This is a genomic window from Salaquimonas pukyongi (assembly GCF_001953055.1).
GTDB classification, from domain to species: Bacteria; Pseudomonadota; Alphaproteobacteria; order Rhizobiales; family Rhizobiaceae; genus Salaquimonas; species Salaquimonas pukyongi.
Genome location: NZ_CP019044.1, coordinates 762,988 through 777,257 on the forward strand (window position 1 = coordinate 762,988; position 14,270 = coordinate 777,257).

At 58.8% G+C, this 14,270-nt stretch carries 12 protein-coding genes and 1 riboswitch; of the genes, 4 read left to right on the forward strand and 8 right to left on the reverse strand.

Translation table 11 applies throughout. The features are described 5' to 3' along the window. Positions 1 to 23 precede the first annotated feature (23 nt). Both smc and ppdK read left to right on the forward strand, forming a co-directional pair. A complete protein-coding gene (gene smc / locus BVL55_RS03740) occupies positions 24 to 3,482 on the forward strand; it encodes a chromosome segregation protein SMC (RefSeq protein WP_075995791.1) in 3,459 nt (1,152 codons plus the stop codon). A 148-nt stretch (positions 3,483 to 3,630) separates the two neighbouring features. After that, positions 3,631 to 6,309 (forward strand): pyruvate, phosphate dikinase, encoded by a 2,679-nt coding sequence (ppdK, locus tag BVL55_RS03745; protein WP_075997865.1) that lies wholly within the window; start codon positions 3,631 to 3,633, stop codon positions 6,307 to 6,309. Between the two features lie 25 nt (positions 6,310 to 6,334). On the opposite strand, the gene BVL55_RS03750 is transcribed toward ppdK, so the two are convergent. Beyond that, complete coding sequence (locus tag BVL55_RS03750) at positions 6,335 to 6,775, reverse strand: hypothetical protein (RefSeq protein ID WP_075995792.1); 441 nt, start codon at positions 6,773 to 6,775, stop codon at positions 6,335 to 6,337. A 175-nt stretch (positions 6,776 to 6,950) separates the two neighbouring features. Between BVL55_RS03750 and BVL55_RS03755 the strand changes: the two genes are divergently transcribed. Beyond that, positions 6,951 to 7,850 carry a DUF1499 domain-containing protein gene (locus BVL55_RS03755; protein WP_162841445.1) on the forward strand — a complete coding sequence of 300 codons (900 nt, stop codon included), beginning with the start codon at positions 6,951 to 6,953 and terminating at the stop codon, positions 7,848 to 7,850. Positions 7,851 to 7,883: 33 nt separating this feature from the next. On the opposite strand, the gene BVL55_RS03760 is transcribed toward BVL55_RS03755, so the two are convergent. Continuing rightward, a complete protein-coding gene (locus BVL55_RS03760; protein ID WP_075995794.1) occupies positions 7,884 to 8,438 on the reverse strand; it encodes a tetratricopeptide repeat protein in 555 nt (184 codons plus the stop codon). A 117-nt stretch (positions 8,439 to 8,555) separates the two neighbouring features. After that, on the reverse strand, positions 8,556 to 9,482 hold the full coding sequence (locus BVL55_RS03765) for an MBL fold metallo-hydrolase (protein WP_075995795.1): 927 nt from the start codon (positions 9,480 to 9,482) through the stop codon (positions 8,556 to 8,558). Between the two features lie 154 nt (positions 9,483 to 9,636). On the opposite strand from BVL55_RS03765, the gene BVL55_RS03770 reads away from it, so the two are divergent. After that, entirely contained in the window at positions 9,637 to 10,233 is a 597-nt protein-coding gene (locus tag BVL55_RS03770) for a biotin transporter BioY (protein ID WP_075997866.1), read from the forward strand. Positions 10,234 to 10,308: 75 nt separating this feature from the next. On the opposite strand, the gene BVL55_RS03775 is transcribed toward BVL55_RS03770, so the two are convergent. The 5 genes from BVL55_RS03775 to BVL55_RS03795 form a co-directional block, all read right to left on the reverse strand. Further along, positions 10,309 to 11,493, reverse strand: a complete 1,185-nt coding sequence (locus BVL55_RS03775; RefSeq protein WP_075995796.1) for a vWA domain-containing protein — start codon at positions 11,491 to 11,493, stop codon at positions 10,309 to 10,311. Between the two features lie 9 nt (positions 11,494 to 11,502). Further along, positions 11,503 to 11,877 carry a type II toxin-antitoxin system death-on-curing family toxin gene (locus BVL55_RS03780; protein ID WP_075995797.1) on the reverse strand — a complete coding sequence of 125 codons (375 nt, stop codon included), beginning with the start codon at positions 11,875 to 11,877 and terminating at the stop codon, positions 11,503 to 11,505. Between the two features lie 5 nt (positions 11,878 to 11,882). Beyond that, the gene (locus BVL55_RS03785) at positions 11,883 to 12,113 is read right to left on the reverse strand and encodes a type II toxin-antitoxin system Phd/YefM family antitoxin (protein ID WP_075995798.1); all 231 of its coding nucleotides are present in this window, start codon (positions 12,111 to 12,113) and stop codon (positions 11,883 to 11,885) included. 132 nt (positions 12,114 to 12,245) lie between these two features. Next, entirely contained in the window at positions 12,246 to 13,163 is a 918-nt protein-coding gene (metA, locus tag BVL55_RS03790) for a homoserine O-acetyltransferase MetA (protein WP_075995799.1), read from the reverse strand. An 83-nt stretch (positions 13,164 to 13,246) separates the two neighbouring features. Next, positions 13,247 to 13,339: riboswitch (SAM riboswitch) on the reverse strand. 84 nt (positions 13,340 to 13,423) lie between these two features. Then, positions 13,424 to 14,266: an AAA family ATPase gene (locus BVL55_RS03795; protein ID WP_075995800.1), complete on the reverse strand. Its 843-nt coding sequence runs from the start codon at positions 14,264 to 14,266 to the stop codon at positions 13,424 to 13,426. Positions 14,267 to 14,270: the final 4 nt, after the last annotated feature.

Genomic DNA, 14,270 nt, shown 5'->3' on the forward strand with positions numbered 1-14,270 from the left:
GCCATTTGTAAAGGCGGGCAGTCATGAAATTCAACAAGCTGCGCCTGCTCGGCTTCAAGTCCTTTGTCGAACCGACCGAATTTCTCATCGAGGAAGGGCTGACCGGTATCGTCGGCCCCAATGGCTGTGGCAAGTCCAACCTGGTTGAAGCCCTGCGCTGGGTGATGGGTGAAAACTCCTACAAGAACATGCGCGCTTCCGGCATGGATGACGTCATCTTTTCCGGCTCCGGCAACCGTCCCTCGCGCAACTCGGCGGAAGTTATCCTTTTCCTGGACAATTCGGACCGCACTGCGCCCGCTGCCTTCAACGACGAGGACGAATTGCAGGTTTCGCGCCGCATTGAGCGCGAATCGGGTTCGGCCTACCGTATCAACGCCCGGGAAGTGCGCGCCAAGGATGTCCAGCTTCTGTTTGCCGATGCTTCGACCGGAGCCCGCTCGCCCTCCATGGTGGGACAGGGGCGGATCGGCGAACTGATCTCGGCCAAACCTCAGGCCCGCCGGGCGCTGCTGGAAGAGGCCGCCGGCATTTCCGGCCTGCATTCGCGACGGCACGATGCTGAATTGCGCCTGCGCGCTGCCGACCAGAATCTGGAGCGTCTTGAGGACGTCATCGGCCAGTTGGACAGCCAGTTGGACAGCCTGAAGCGCCAGGCGCGGCAGGCAAACCGTTACCGTACGATTTCAGAAGACATCCGCAAGACAGGGGCACTGGCTTTCCATCTGCGCTGGACGGCAGCAAAGAGCGCGGAGGCCGAAGCCGAAAGCAGATTGTCCCAGGCTTCTGCAACCGTGGGCGAGCGGGCGCAGCTTCAGGCAGAGGCTGCAAAACAGCAGGCAGTTCTCGCCCACCAGATGCCCGGGCATCGCGAAGCGGAGGCAAAAGCCGCCGCCGCGCTGCAGCGCCTGACCATCGCCCGAAACCAGATTGATGAGGAGCTTGGCCGCATCGCGGCAAGGCGGGAAGAACTGGAGAACCGGATTACCCAGCTTCGCGATGATATCGCACGTGAAGAGCGGCTGGTAGGGGAAAACTCGGAGATCCTGTCGCGCCTTGATGCGGAGGAGGCCGACCTCATCGCCAAGTCCACCGCGATGAGCGAGACCGAAGCCCAGTCAAAGGAGCGCTTGGCGAACGTCTCCGCAAAGCTTGCCGCAAGCGAGCAGCGGCTGAACGAGCTGACAGCAACGGTTGCCGAAGCCAATACGCGCAAGTCGCTGCTGGAACGCTCAATCAAGGATGCCGGCGACCGCCGCCGCCGTCTCGACGAGCAGGCCAGCCGCGTGGAGGCCGAACTGGCGGAAGTGGGCGCAGAGATTGCCCGCCTTGCGGGCAATGCTGACCTGCAAAATCGCGCAACCCTGCTTGAAAAGCGCGTTGCCGATGCCGAAGCCGATCTGGCTGCTGCGGAGTCAGCAGCCGAACAGGCCCAGACAAGCGAACAGGAAGCACGCCCGCTGCTTGCCGAGTTGAAACAGAAGCTGGGTGCCATCGAGACGGAAGCGCGCACCCTGAACCGTATCCTCAATCAGGGCGGCCAGGACATGTTTCCCGCCGTGGTCGAACGGGTACATGTCGAGCCTGGTTATGAAAAGGCGCTGGGTGCGGCGCTGGGCGAGGATCTGGACGTTTCCACCGATGCTTCCGCACCGGTTCGCTGGCACCTGTTGGAGGATGCGTTTGAGGCCGCGCCCCTGCCTGCAGGCGCCAAAAGCCTTTCCGATGTGGTCAGGGCGCCTGCCGAACTTCATCGCCGCCTGTCCCAGACCGGTATTGTCGAACAGGCATCCGGCAAGGCTCAGCAGGCACTGTTGAAGCCGGGTCAGCGCCTGGTTTCGCTGGAAGGCGATCTGTGGCGCTGGGACGGATACCAGGCAACCAGCGAGGCCCCCACGGCGGCCGCCCAGCGGCTTGCCCAGAAGAACCGCCTGAATGAGCTTGACCGCGAAGCGATCAAAGCAACCAGGGCCCTGCGGGAAGCTGAAGCCCTGTTTGAAAAGGCCCGGCAAGATGCTGCGGGCAAGGCGGAAGCAGTTCGCGATGCCAGGGAAGCCTGGCGCGCCGCCCAGAAGGAACTGGGTGAAACCCGTGACGCGATTGCTGCAGCCGAACGGGCGGCAGGCCAGTTCACCGCACGCAGATCGGCGCTTGAGGAAGCGCGCAACCGTCTCGCCGATGACGCCCAGGATTCGCTGGCGCTCTACAAGGAGGCGGAAAGCCAGCTTGCAGGCATTGCCGATGTGTCTGAACTGGAACGCGATCTGCAGACGCTGAAGTCGGAAGTGGCGGAGGATCGTGCCCGTCTTGCCGAAGTGCGCGCCGATTTTGACGGTCTGTCACGGGAAGCTGAAACCCGGGGACGGCGGCTGGAAACGATCAAGACCGAGCGGGCCGACTGGCAGCGCCGCGTTGCCAATGCATCCGATCAGATCAAGCAGCTCACCAAGCGCCTTGAAACGGCCCAGGACGAACTGGCTTCGATCGAGGAAGGCCCTGCTGAGGCAGAGGGCCGGCGACGCGAGCTTACAAGCCTTATCGAACAGGCTGAAGCCGAGCGTCAGAAAGCAGCAGACGTGCTCGCGGAAGCCGAAAACCGGCTTGCCGAAGCCGACAAGCGCGCAAAGGACACGATTGTTGCCCTTTCAGAAGCCAGGGAGGAAAGTGCCAGGGCTGAAGAACGGGTCAGCGCAGCCCGCGAACGCCGCAGCGAGATCGAGGACCGCATTCGAGAGGAACTTGAATGCGAACCACACGAAACCCTGGCGATGGCACAGGTCAAGGAAGGCGAAAGCCTGCCTGAACTTTCTGCTGCAGAAACACGGCTGGAAAAGCTCAAATCCGAGCGGGAGCGCCTGGGCGCCGTCAACCTGCGGGCGGAACTTGAGCAAACCGAAATCAGCGAACAGCGTGATGCGCTGGTGCTGGAGCGGGACGATCTGGTTGAGGCGATCCGCCGGTTGCGGGCCGGCATTGCCAGCCTGAACAAGGAGGGGCGTGAGCGCCTGTTGGAAGCCTTTGATGTGGTCAACGGCCAGTTCCAGCGCCTCTTTACCCATTTGTTCGGCGGCGGCACGGCGGAACTGCAGCTCATTGAATCCGATGATCCCCTTGAAGCCGGTCTGGAAATCCTTGCCCGCCCGCCGGGCAAGAGGCCGCAGACCATGACGCTTCTGTCCGGCGGGGAGCAGGCATTGACGGCACTGGCGCTCATCTTTGCGGTCTTTCTCACCAATCCGGCGCCGATCTGTGTGCTTGACGAGGTCGATGCGCCGCTGGACGATCACAATGTGGAGCGCTTCTGCAACCTCATGGACGAGATGGCTTCCTCTACCGATACCCGGTTTGTCATCATCACCCACAACCCGATCACCATGGCGCGGATGAACCGGTTGTTCGGCGTGACCATGGCCGAGCGCGGGGTCAGTAAAATGGTTTCCGTCGATCTGCAGGAGGCAGAGCGCATCCGCGAAGCCGGCTAGCATGGGGCATTTTTGTCTGTTCGGGCTACTCAAACCGGTCCAAACAGCTTGAAAACGGCAAAAACCGCTTGCCATGGCGTGCCGCAATGCGGCATTTTCCGGTAGGCGTGCGACGGGTTTGCGCGACAAACCGGGGATGGGCCGTCTGATGACGAAATGGGTCTACAGTTTCGAACATGGCAAGGCTGAAGGCGATGCCATGATGACAGCCCTGCTTGGCGGCAAGGGCGCTCATCTTGCCGAAATGTCGTCGCTCGATCTGGCGGTGCCTCCGGGCTTCACCATCACCACCGGGGTTTGTGATTTCTTTTATGCCAATGGCAAGCAGCTTCCCCCCGATCTGGATGGCCAGGTTGAAGCAGCGCTTGAACGGCTGAAGGCGGTTACCGGCAGGACGTTTGGCGATGCGCAAAAGCCGCTATTGGTGTCGGTGCGTTCGGGTTCCCGTGCATCCATGCCCGGAATGATGGACACCGTGCTCAATCTCGGCCTCAACGACGTGACCGTGGAATCGATGGCCGCGGAAACGGGCGACAAGCGCTTTGCCTATGATTGTTACCGCCGTTTCATCCAGATGTATGGCGATGTGGTCATGGGCGTCGATCATGAGCTTTTTGAGGAAATCATCGACAATGCGAAAGCCGATGCCGGCCATGATCAGGACACCGGTCTTGATGCCGATGACTGGCTCTCCGTCATTGCACGCTACAAGGCGCTTATTCGCGAAGAACTGGACGAGGATTTCCCTCAGGACCCGCGCCTTCAGCTTGCCGGAGCAATCAAGGCGGTATTTGCATCCTGGATGAACCAGCGCGCCATTGTATTCCGCTCTATCAACAATATCCCGAAGGATTGGGGTACGGCCGTCAATGTACAAGCCATGGTATTTGGGAACCGCGGCGAACAGTCCGCAACCGGCGTGTGCTTTTCCCGCAATCCCTCCACCGGCAAGCGCGGTCTATATGGCGAGTTTCTGGTCAACGCCCAGGGTGAGGATGTGGTGGCCGGCATCCGCACGCCCCAGGATCTGACGGAGGAAGCACGCCTTGCCACCGGTTCCGACCGCGCTTCCCTGGAAAAGCTGATGCCCGATGCGTTTGAGGAGCTGGAGCGCAACGTTGCCGTTCTGGAACGCCATTATCGCGACATGCAGGATGTTGAGTTCACCATCGAGGACGGCAAGGTCTGGCTGCTGCAGACCCGGTCAGGCAAGCGCACTGCCAAGGCAGCCCTGCGCATTGCGGTTGATATGGCTGAAGAAGGCGTCATTTCCCGCAGCGAAGCGGTCTGCGCGGTCGAACCGGCAACGCTTGATCAGCTATTGCATCCAACAATCTCTGAAGGGGCCGAGCGCGACGTCATTGCCCAGGGCCTGCCGGCGTCTCCCGGCGCGGCAACCGGTGAAATTGTCTTCAACCCCGACGAGGCCGAAAAGATCGCCGCGCAGGACAGGCCGGTTATTCTGGTCCGGGTGGAGACAAGCCCGGAAGATATCCATGGCATGAATGCAGCCCAGGGCATTCTGACCCAGCGCGGCGGCATGACCAGCCATGCGGCTGTGGTCGCCCGGGGCATGGGCAAGCCATGTGTCTCCGGGGCCGGCATGTTGAAGGTCGATTACAAGAACAACACCATGACCTCCAACGGCCGTGTGTTTCACAAGGGAGATGTGGTCACCCTCGACGGTGGCAAGGGGCAGGTGCTCAGCGGCAATGTCGAAATGGAGCAGCCCGAACTCTCCGGCGCATTTGGAACCATCATGGAATGGGCCGATGAGGTTCGCCGCATGCGCGTTCGCACCAATGCCGACACGCCAAAGGAGGCACGCGCTGCCCACTCCTTCGGCGCAGAGGGCATTGGCTTGTGCCGCACCGAGCACATGTTCTTTGAGGAAGACCGCATCACCCCGATGCGCGAAATGATCATTGCCGACACCGAGGCCGAACGCCGCGAGGCGCTGGCAAAGCTCCTGCCCATGCAGCGCGCGGACTTTGTCGAACTGTTCGAGATCATGGCCGGCATGCCCGTTACCATTCGCCTGATCGACCCGCCCCTGCACGAGTTTCTGCCCCATGAGGACAGTGATGTTGAAGCGGTCGCAAAGGGCATGGGGATCGATCCGGACAAGCTGAAGATGCGGGCGACCGCCTTGCGCGAATTCAATCCGATGCTCGGTCATCGCGGCTGCCGGCTGCTGATCTCTCATCCGGAGATCGCCGAAATGCAGGCAAGGGCGATTTTCGAAGCTGCCATTGAGGCGGGAAAACGCACCGGCAATCAGGTGATCCCTGAAGTCATGGTGCCACTGGTCAGCCTCAAGCGGGAACTCGACCATGTGAAGGCAACCATCGACCGGATCGCCGTGGACGTCGAGAATGAGACGGGCGTAAAGCTCAACTATCAGGTCGGCACCATGATCGAACTGCCGCGGGCTGCGATCAGGGCAGGGGAAATTGCCGAGGTTTCAGAATTCTTTTCCTTCGGCACCAACGACCTGACCCAGACCACTTTCGGTATTTCCCGTGATGACGCGACCCAGTTCGTGCCGACCTATGAGGCACAGGGCGTTGTCGACCGCGACCCCTTCATCTCGCTCGATCTGGAAGGTGTCGGCGATTTAATGCGGATCGCGGCAGAACGCGGCCGCGAAACCCGGGAAGAACTGAAACTGGGCATTTGTGGTGAGCATGGCGGCGACCCGATCTCGATCCACTTTTGCGAGAGCATAGAGCTTGACTATGTTTCCTGTTCGCCTTTCCGCGTGCCGATTGCCAGGCTTGCTGCCGCACAGGCCGCCGTCCGGCATCGTGCCGGCAAAACATCCTGAACGCTGGCCTTAATCACTTTGCCGCTCAGTTGATTGCTGCGTTGCGTTGCCGGGTGAGCATGCCCGGCATGAACGACAGAATGCGGGCATAGGACCAGCTCAATTCGACCAGTTCGCAGGTCACTTCCTTTTCCTCGTAAAGCCGGACCGAATGACCGTCGGGGCTGGCGCAGATGAAGACAAGCCGCGCCTCACAGCCCAGCTTGCAAAGACAGGCAGCCGCCCGCTCTTTATCGCTTCCGAGCATTCCAGCGGGGAATTCGAACAGGAGCATGCACTCGAATTCCTCCTTGCCATCTTCCAGCAAGGCATCAGCAAGGGCCTGTTCAAGAGAGCAGGAATTGCCGGCAGTTCGGCTTCTTGTTTTTGGCTTTGCGGGAAAGTCCATTTTGACGCCGTTTTGCACGGTATGCGCCCCGGTATGCGCCCTGGCATGCGCTGAGTGCCTGTGGAATTGCAGGTTCATGTTTCGCTCCCTGTTTTACAGCTTGCACTGTTTCCTTTTCACGCGGCGATTTTGCGGTTGGAAAATGGCGCGGTCTTCAAGTTTGCCATCACCCTGCAACACGCGTTGAATGGACGGGTGGTGCCGTGTATATCGCTGGTTCAATGTCAATTGCGGCAGCAGCCGGGAAGCGGGCATGGCAGGATTCTATGAAAGGCCGGAATCAGAAGCGGCCAAATGGTGCTTGCGCCTGGCGGTTGTCACCGTTCCCTTCCTGTTGTTGACGATCCTGCTGCGCCGCGGCGGCGCGATCACCATTGAACAGTCCTTCTGGCTTGTTGCTGTTGCCATTGCGATGATTATCGCTTCGCTGGTTTTCGGCATACGTGCAGTGCTCGACCTCTGGGACAAGGGATACAAGGGCGGCCGGGCCACAGTGAACGGCGTTGTGCTCGGTGTTCTGCTGCTGGCGCCATTCGGTGTCCAGTTTCTTAATGCTGTCGAACATCCCAGGCTGAACGATGTAGCCACGGATGTTTTCGATCCGCCGTCATTCATTCGCAATGAGGGGGCGGTGCAGGATGAAGCGTCCGTTTATGATGATTTCTTTGCCAGAAAGATCGTCGCCAGCTATCCCCAGTTGGTGGGCCGGCGCTACGAGGCGCCCTCTGAAAGGGTATTGATCAGCGTATTGGAAATTCTGGACAATTGGGGCTGGCAGCAGGTAGCTGCAATCAACATGCCGCAATTGCCGGATGCAGCCGCCGCCTCTGCCGATGGCGAAGACAAGACTTCAAATGGCGAAGAAGGCGCTGACGGGGAACTGGCCGGTAGCGAGGCCGAAGTGCTCCAGTTGCAGGGCGAGGGTGCCGATCTGATACCCGACATACTGATCGAGGTAGAGGCACGCACCATGGCGCTGAAACTGCCCTCGCGCCTTGCAATCCGATTGCGCGATGAAGACGGCTCAACCCTGGTCGACATGCGGGCAGCCTCGGATTGGGGACCGCATGATTTCGGTTCCAATGCCGCCAACATCGCCGATTTTCTGGCAGAACTGGATGTTCTGCTGGCTGGTCTCGCCGGTGAACGCTGACAGGCGGGATTTTCAGGTGACGGCGTACTTGCCTCACCAGGTGCGCACTTGCGGCATTTTTCCGCCGTTGTGATTTTCAAGGGCGGCAAGCAGCATTTTGTAGGAATTGCATTCTTCGCCCTGGCAGATCGAGCGGATTGCTTGGAGCTGATGTTGGGCGCCGGCAAGGTCGCCCTTCTGCAACAGCGCCTCCCCGTAATATTCGCGCACAAGCGTATATTGCGGGTCGAGCGCGATGGAATGCTTGTAATAGGCAATCCCCGTATCGATCATGCCCAGTTTGCGGTGCGAATAGCCGAGCATGTTCAAAACGCGCTTGTCAGTCTTGTCCGGCGCACGGAAAAGAACCTCGATTGCTTGTTCATACTTTCCGGCATAGGCAAGCGTGCGCCCAGCTTCAAAGATACTTTCCTGATCCTTGAGGCTGCTTTTGGTGACGCACTTTTTTGTTTTCTTGTCGTAAACCTTTCCGGCCGGGCAGGTTGGGGTAGTGTCTCCGCCGCCGCCACCTGCCGCAAAAACGGCAGAAGGTGAGGACAGCGTGAATGCCAGGGCTGCAACAGCCAGGCTGATGGAAATGGACTTCATGCTGGGCTCCTCTCACAACAGCGCGGGGATTGCGCCGACACCGCAAGTTTGGCGCGAAATATGATCGGATCAAGGCCCGGCTCATCACGCTTGCGTGAGTCCTGATCCTGTACCCCTTCAGGCCGGGAAATACCGTGCCGCCAGAGAAGGGGTTGAATCGCAAACCACCCGTCCCTGATGAAGCAGATCCTCGATATGGGCGAACACTGAAAGCGCGGCAGCACCGTGCAGGCGCTTGTCGGTCTCCTTGTAAATGACGCCAACCATTTCCGGGATGGTTTCATCGCCTGCGCGGATGCGGTGCAGGATGGCGGTTTCGCGCATTCGGCGATGGGCTCTTAATCCGCGGACAAACTCATGGGCCCGATTAAGCCTGCCGCCATGTCCGGGCAGGTAGACGGTCTGCTCATGCTCCAAAAGCCTGTCCAGTGACTGCATGTATTGCACCATGTTGCCGTCCGGCGGCGCGACGATCGAGGTTGCCCAGGCCATGACGTGGTCGCCTGAAAACAGGTAAGGACTGTCCTTCAGCGCAAACGCCATGTGGTTGACGGTATGGCCGGGGGTAAACACCGCCTCAAGTGCAATCTGGTGACCCTCTATCACGTCACCCTTGATCACGTCACCATGGGACAACACGATGTCCGGCTCGAACTCCTTGTCACCGGAAGCATCGAGTGCGTTGATTTCACCAAGATGCAGATCCCGGGCCGGCCGATGAGGCCCTTCGCCCAGCAGCGGTGCCCCGGTTTCACGGGCCAGTCTGCGGGCGAGCGGTGAATGGTCGACATGGGTATGGGTGACGATGACATGGCTTACCGTCCGGCCCCTGACGGCGTTCAGAATAGTCTTGTAGTGACCGTTATCCTCATCCGGGCCCGGATCGATAACCATGACTTCCTTGTCGCCGACAAGGTAGGTGTTGGTGCCATGAAAGGTGAAGGCGCCCCGGTTGGGTGCGGTAATTCGCTCAATACCGTCGTCCACCGGTACGGCTTCACCGTATCGGGGCTCAAACTCGGCTCTGAAGGGCAGGGAGGACATAATGGGAAAATGCACAATCGGTTTTCACCGGAAAAAGCACGGTTTGGCTTGATTGGCAAACCGGTATGCCGGTATGAACGGGTTGAAAGCCGAGCCGCAGACTGGCCGGCGAAGACAAGTCCGCAATTGGCGGCCCTTTTGGATGGAGGAATGCATGTCAAATTCAACCCACAGCATGGCGCTTGCGCCCAGGATCGTTGAATCCTCGTCGGTCCGCATGCTGCATTACGGTCTTCTTGTTGTCTTCGGTGTGGCGTTGATTGCGATTTCCTCGAAGCTGAAGGTTCCCCTGTGGCCGAATCCAACCCCGGTTACCCTGCAAACGCTGGCAATCTTCACCCTTTCTGCTGCCTATGGCAGCCGGTTGGCACTGGCCACGCTTGCTGCCTATCTGGCAACCGGTGCGTTCGGCATGCCGGTCTTCACAGGCACTCCCGAACAGGGGCTCGGCCTTGCCTACATGGCTGGTCCGACCGGTGGCTACCTTGCCGGTTTCGCGATAATGGCCTGGCTTACCGGCCTTGCTGCAGATTACGGCTGGGACAAAAATCCATTCAAGCTTGGCGCTGCGATGCTGGTCGGTGAGGCAATCATGCTAACGATGGGCGCGCTGTGGATGGGCTATCTCTTCGGCAGCGACAAGATTCTGGCATGGGGCGTTGGTCCGTTCATTGTGACGGACCTGATCAAGCTGGCAATAGCTGCGGCAATCGTCCCTGCGGTGTGGGGGCTGTTTGCCAGAAAACGCTGACAAGCGTTGAGCTTCGTTTCAAGCCCCGGTCATTGGCCGGGGCTTTTGTATCCGGTTGCCACGTGAAGTGCGTTGTCAGTAGGAAAGTTCCTTCATCGCGCTATCGAGGCCGGCAAGCGTCAGCGGATACATCCGGCCTCCGAACAACTGGCGTATCATCTGCGTCGACTGGGTATAGTTCCATGCGCGTTCTGCAACCGGATTGATCCAGATGCAGTTCTTCCAGGTTTCAATCGCCCGGCGCAGCCAGACCTCGCCCGCCTCGGCGTTCCAGTGTTCCACCGAGCCGCCCGGATAAACGATCTCATAGGGGCTCATCGCCGCATCGCCCACAAAGATCACCTTGTAGTCCGGCCCGTATTTGTGCAGCACGTCATGGGTGGCAATCACTTCGCTGTGGCGGCGGCGATTGTCTTTCCACACCCCTTCGTAGAGGCAGTTGTGAAAATAGAAGTGTTCGAGATGTTTCAGTTCGGTCCTTGCGGCGGAAAACAGTTCCTCGACGATTTTGACGTGGTCGTCCATTGAGCCGCCATTGTCGAGAAACAGCAGCACCTTCACGGCATTGTGGCGCTCAGGCCGGGTCTTGACGTCAAGATAGCCATGTTCGGCGGTGGCGCGGATGGTGCCGTCAAGGTCAAGTTCCTCGGCTGCTCCCTCGCGCACCCAGCGGCGCAGGCGTTTGAGCGCCACCTTGATGTTGCGTGTGCCAAGCTCCACGCTGTCGTCAAGATTTTTGAAATTGCGCTGGTCCCAGACTTTCACCGCCCGGCGGTGGCGCGATTCGTGCTGGCCGATGCGCACCCCTTCGGGGTTGTAGCCATAGGCGCCAAAGGGAGAGGTGCCGGCGGTACCGATCATCTTTGAGCCGCCCTGGTGCCGTTTGTGCTGTTCGGCCAGACGCTCGCGCAGCGTCTCCATGAGTTTTTCGAACCCGCCAAGCGACTCAATCAGCTTCTTTTCTTCTTCGCTGAGGTGCTTTTCGGCAAGTTTCTGCAGCCATTCCTCCGGCAGTTCCATCTGCTCTATGCCGTCGCTGCCGGAGACTGCCTCCACTCCCCTGAAGATTTCTGAAAACACCCGGTCGAAACGGTCGAGATGACGCTCGTCCTTTACCAGCGCGGACCGCGCCAGATAGTAGAAACCTTCCACATCATAGGTGACCAACCCCGCATCCATCGCTTCCAGCAAGGCAAGATATTCCCGCAGTGAAACGGGAATCCCGGCTTCTTTCAATTTCAGGAAGAAGGGAATGAACATGGTTTGACATCAAGCAGGTTTCGTATTTTCCCGCAACCAGGCATCGAGATTGTCCTTGGTAAACGTGCCGGTCTCGAGGTGACGATAGATGAAGGCGATCAACGTGGCATTGTCGGCGGTAATGAGAAGCCCATTGGCTTCCAGAAAAATCTCCGTGCAGGCCAGCGCAACGCGTTTTTTGCCATCGATAAATCCATGATTCATGGCAAGGCTTTCCCACAACGCGGCGGCTTCTTCAATCAGGTCGGCATAATAGCCCGTTTGGGGGCGTAAAAGTGCCGCCTCGATTAGCCCACGATCACGAATGCCCGGCGATCCGCCAAATACAGCGACCTGGTCGGCGTGGATATCCAGCGCCTCTTCAATTGTAAGATAGATATGCATAGCCCTTATTTGGCTAGCGCTTCATAGACTTCACGCCGTCGTTCCATGCTGCGTTTGTGGAGTTCCTTGATAATCGGCCGGACCGTGTTCTGTTTGGCGAGCCGTTCGTATTCTTCCGCAGCCAGCACGACCCGGTAGTCGCGCCCGTTCTTCTGGATCGCAACAGGCTCGTTGCCTGCCTGCTCCAGCAACTCCCCAAACCGGTTCTTGGCTTCCGTGGCGGTGAAATGCTTCATGATGGCTTCCTGTTCGCTTATGCATACCGAGCACAGGCTCTAATCAGCCAATATGGCTATTTTAGCTAAGTTAGACAAAATAGCTACATTAGCCAAATTAGTCAATATGGCTAAGTTTGGTTTTGGTGGAAACTACTCGCCAATCTTCTCCAGATCAAACGGGGTCGTCTGATAGGTCTGGTTGATCCAGTTGCCGAACAGGAGATGGGCGTGGGAGCGCCAACGGTTTTGCGGCGGCATGTCGGGATTGTCGGCCGGATAATAGTTGTGCGGGATTTCGATGGGCACCTTCGCCGCCACATCGCGGTCGTACTCCTCCTTCAGCGAAGTGGAATCGTATTCGATGTGGTTGAAGATATAGAGCCGCCGCCCGGTCTCTTCGGCGATCAGACAGGGGCCGGTAATATCGGATTCCATCAGGATTTGCAGTTCTTCATGCTGGCGAACATCGCCTGAACGCACTTCGGTCCAGCGCGAGACGGGAATGGAAAAGTCGTCCGAAAAACCGGCAAGATAGGGCGAGGCCGGATTGAGGTTGCGGTGCCGGTAGACGCCGAACGCCTTTTTTCCCAGCGTGTATTTTGGAATGCCATGGAAATGGTGGATTGCCGCCATCGCCCCCCAGCAGATGAAAAAGCTGGAATGAACATGGCTTGTCGTCCAATCGAGAATTTGCTGCAGCTCGCTCCAATAGGTCACCTCCTCAAAGGGCAGGGTCTCGATCGGTGCGCCGGTGATGATGAAACCATCGAACTTGCGTGTGCGCACTTCATCCCAGCGGTGGTAGAAGTCGATCAGATGGTCTTCGGACGTGTTCTTCGCCTTGTGGGCGCCGACGCGAACCAGGGTCAGTTCCACCTGTAGGGGGGAGGAACCCAGAAGCCGCGCAATCTGGGTTTCCGTGCGCACCTTGTCGGGCATCAGGTTCAACAGTCCGATATGCAGCGGGCGGATGTCCTGGCGAACGGCATGCGTTTCGTCCATGACCATCACACCTTCGGCAACCAGCGTATCACGGGCGGGCAGTCGGTCGGGGATGCGAATGGGCATGGACTTAACTCTTCTCGTCTGCCCGCCGCTTGCATGCAGGCAACAAAAAAAACCGGTGGCGAAATCGCTACCGGCTTCACAACTGACTTTTGTCAGCGGCCCCTTTTAGCGACTTCTTTAACGTGGCTGCAAGCCGGCCATCCTTCAAGGAAAGGCAAATCACCACACTGCGGAACATAAAGCGTTTTTCACATGATGTGAACCGTTTTGCGGCAGAGAAATCGTGCCCCTGGACCCAGGTCCTGAACTCATAAACAGGATTACCCGCCGCGCTGGCGCGCCAGAAAGGCCAGCCGCTCGAACAGGTGGACGTCCTGCTCGTTTTTCAGCAGCGCGCCATGCAGGCGGGGAAGGGCGTCCCTGGCGCTGCCGCGAAGATCGGCTGGGTCTATGTCCTCTGCCACCAGCAGGCGTATCCAGTCCAGGGCTTCGGAGGTCGAGGGCTTCTTCTTAAGGCCGGGCGTTTCGCGGATTTCATAAAACTGCGACAGCGCCTCGGAGACCAGCCGTTTCTTGATGCCCGGATAGTGCACGTCGACGATCTGGTGCAGCACATCCTGGTCGGGAAACTGGATGTAGTGGAAAAAACAGCGACGCAGAAAGGCGTCGGGCAGTTCTTTCTCGTTGTTGGATGTGATGATGACGATGGGCCGCTGCCTGGCCTTGATGGTCTCGCCGGTCTCGTAGACGTGGAACTCCATCTTGTCGAGTTCCTGCAGGAGGTCGTTGGGAAATTCGATATCGGCCTTGTCGATTTCGTCGATCAGCAGAACGACCTTTTCGTCCGCATCGAACGCTTCCCACAATTTGCCCTTGCGGATGTAGTTCCTCACATCGTTGACCCGCTCATCGCCAAGCTGGGAATCGCGCAGCCGCGTCACCGCATCGTATTCGTAAAGCCCCTGTTGCGCCTTGGTGGTGGACTTCACGTTCCATTCGATGAAGCGCAGGCCCAGATTGTCGGCGATCTGGCGCGCCAGTTCAGTCTTGCCGGTGCCAGGTTCGCCCTTGACCAGAAGCGGCTTTTCCAGCGCAATGGCCGCATTGACGGCAATCTTCAGATCATCGGCTGCCACATAGGCGGAAGTGCCTTCAAAACGCATTTTA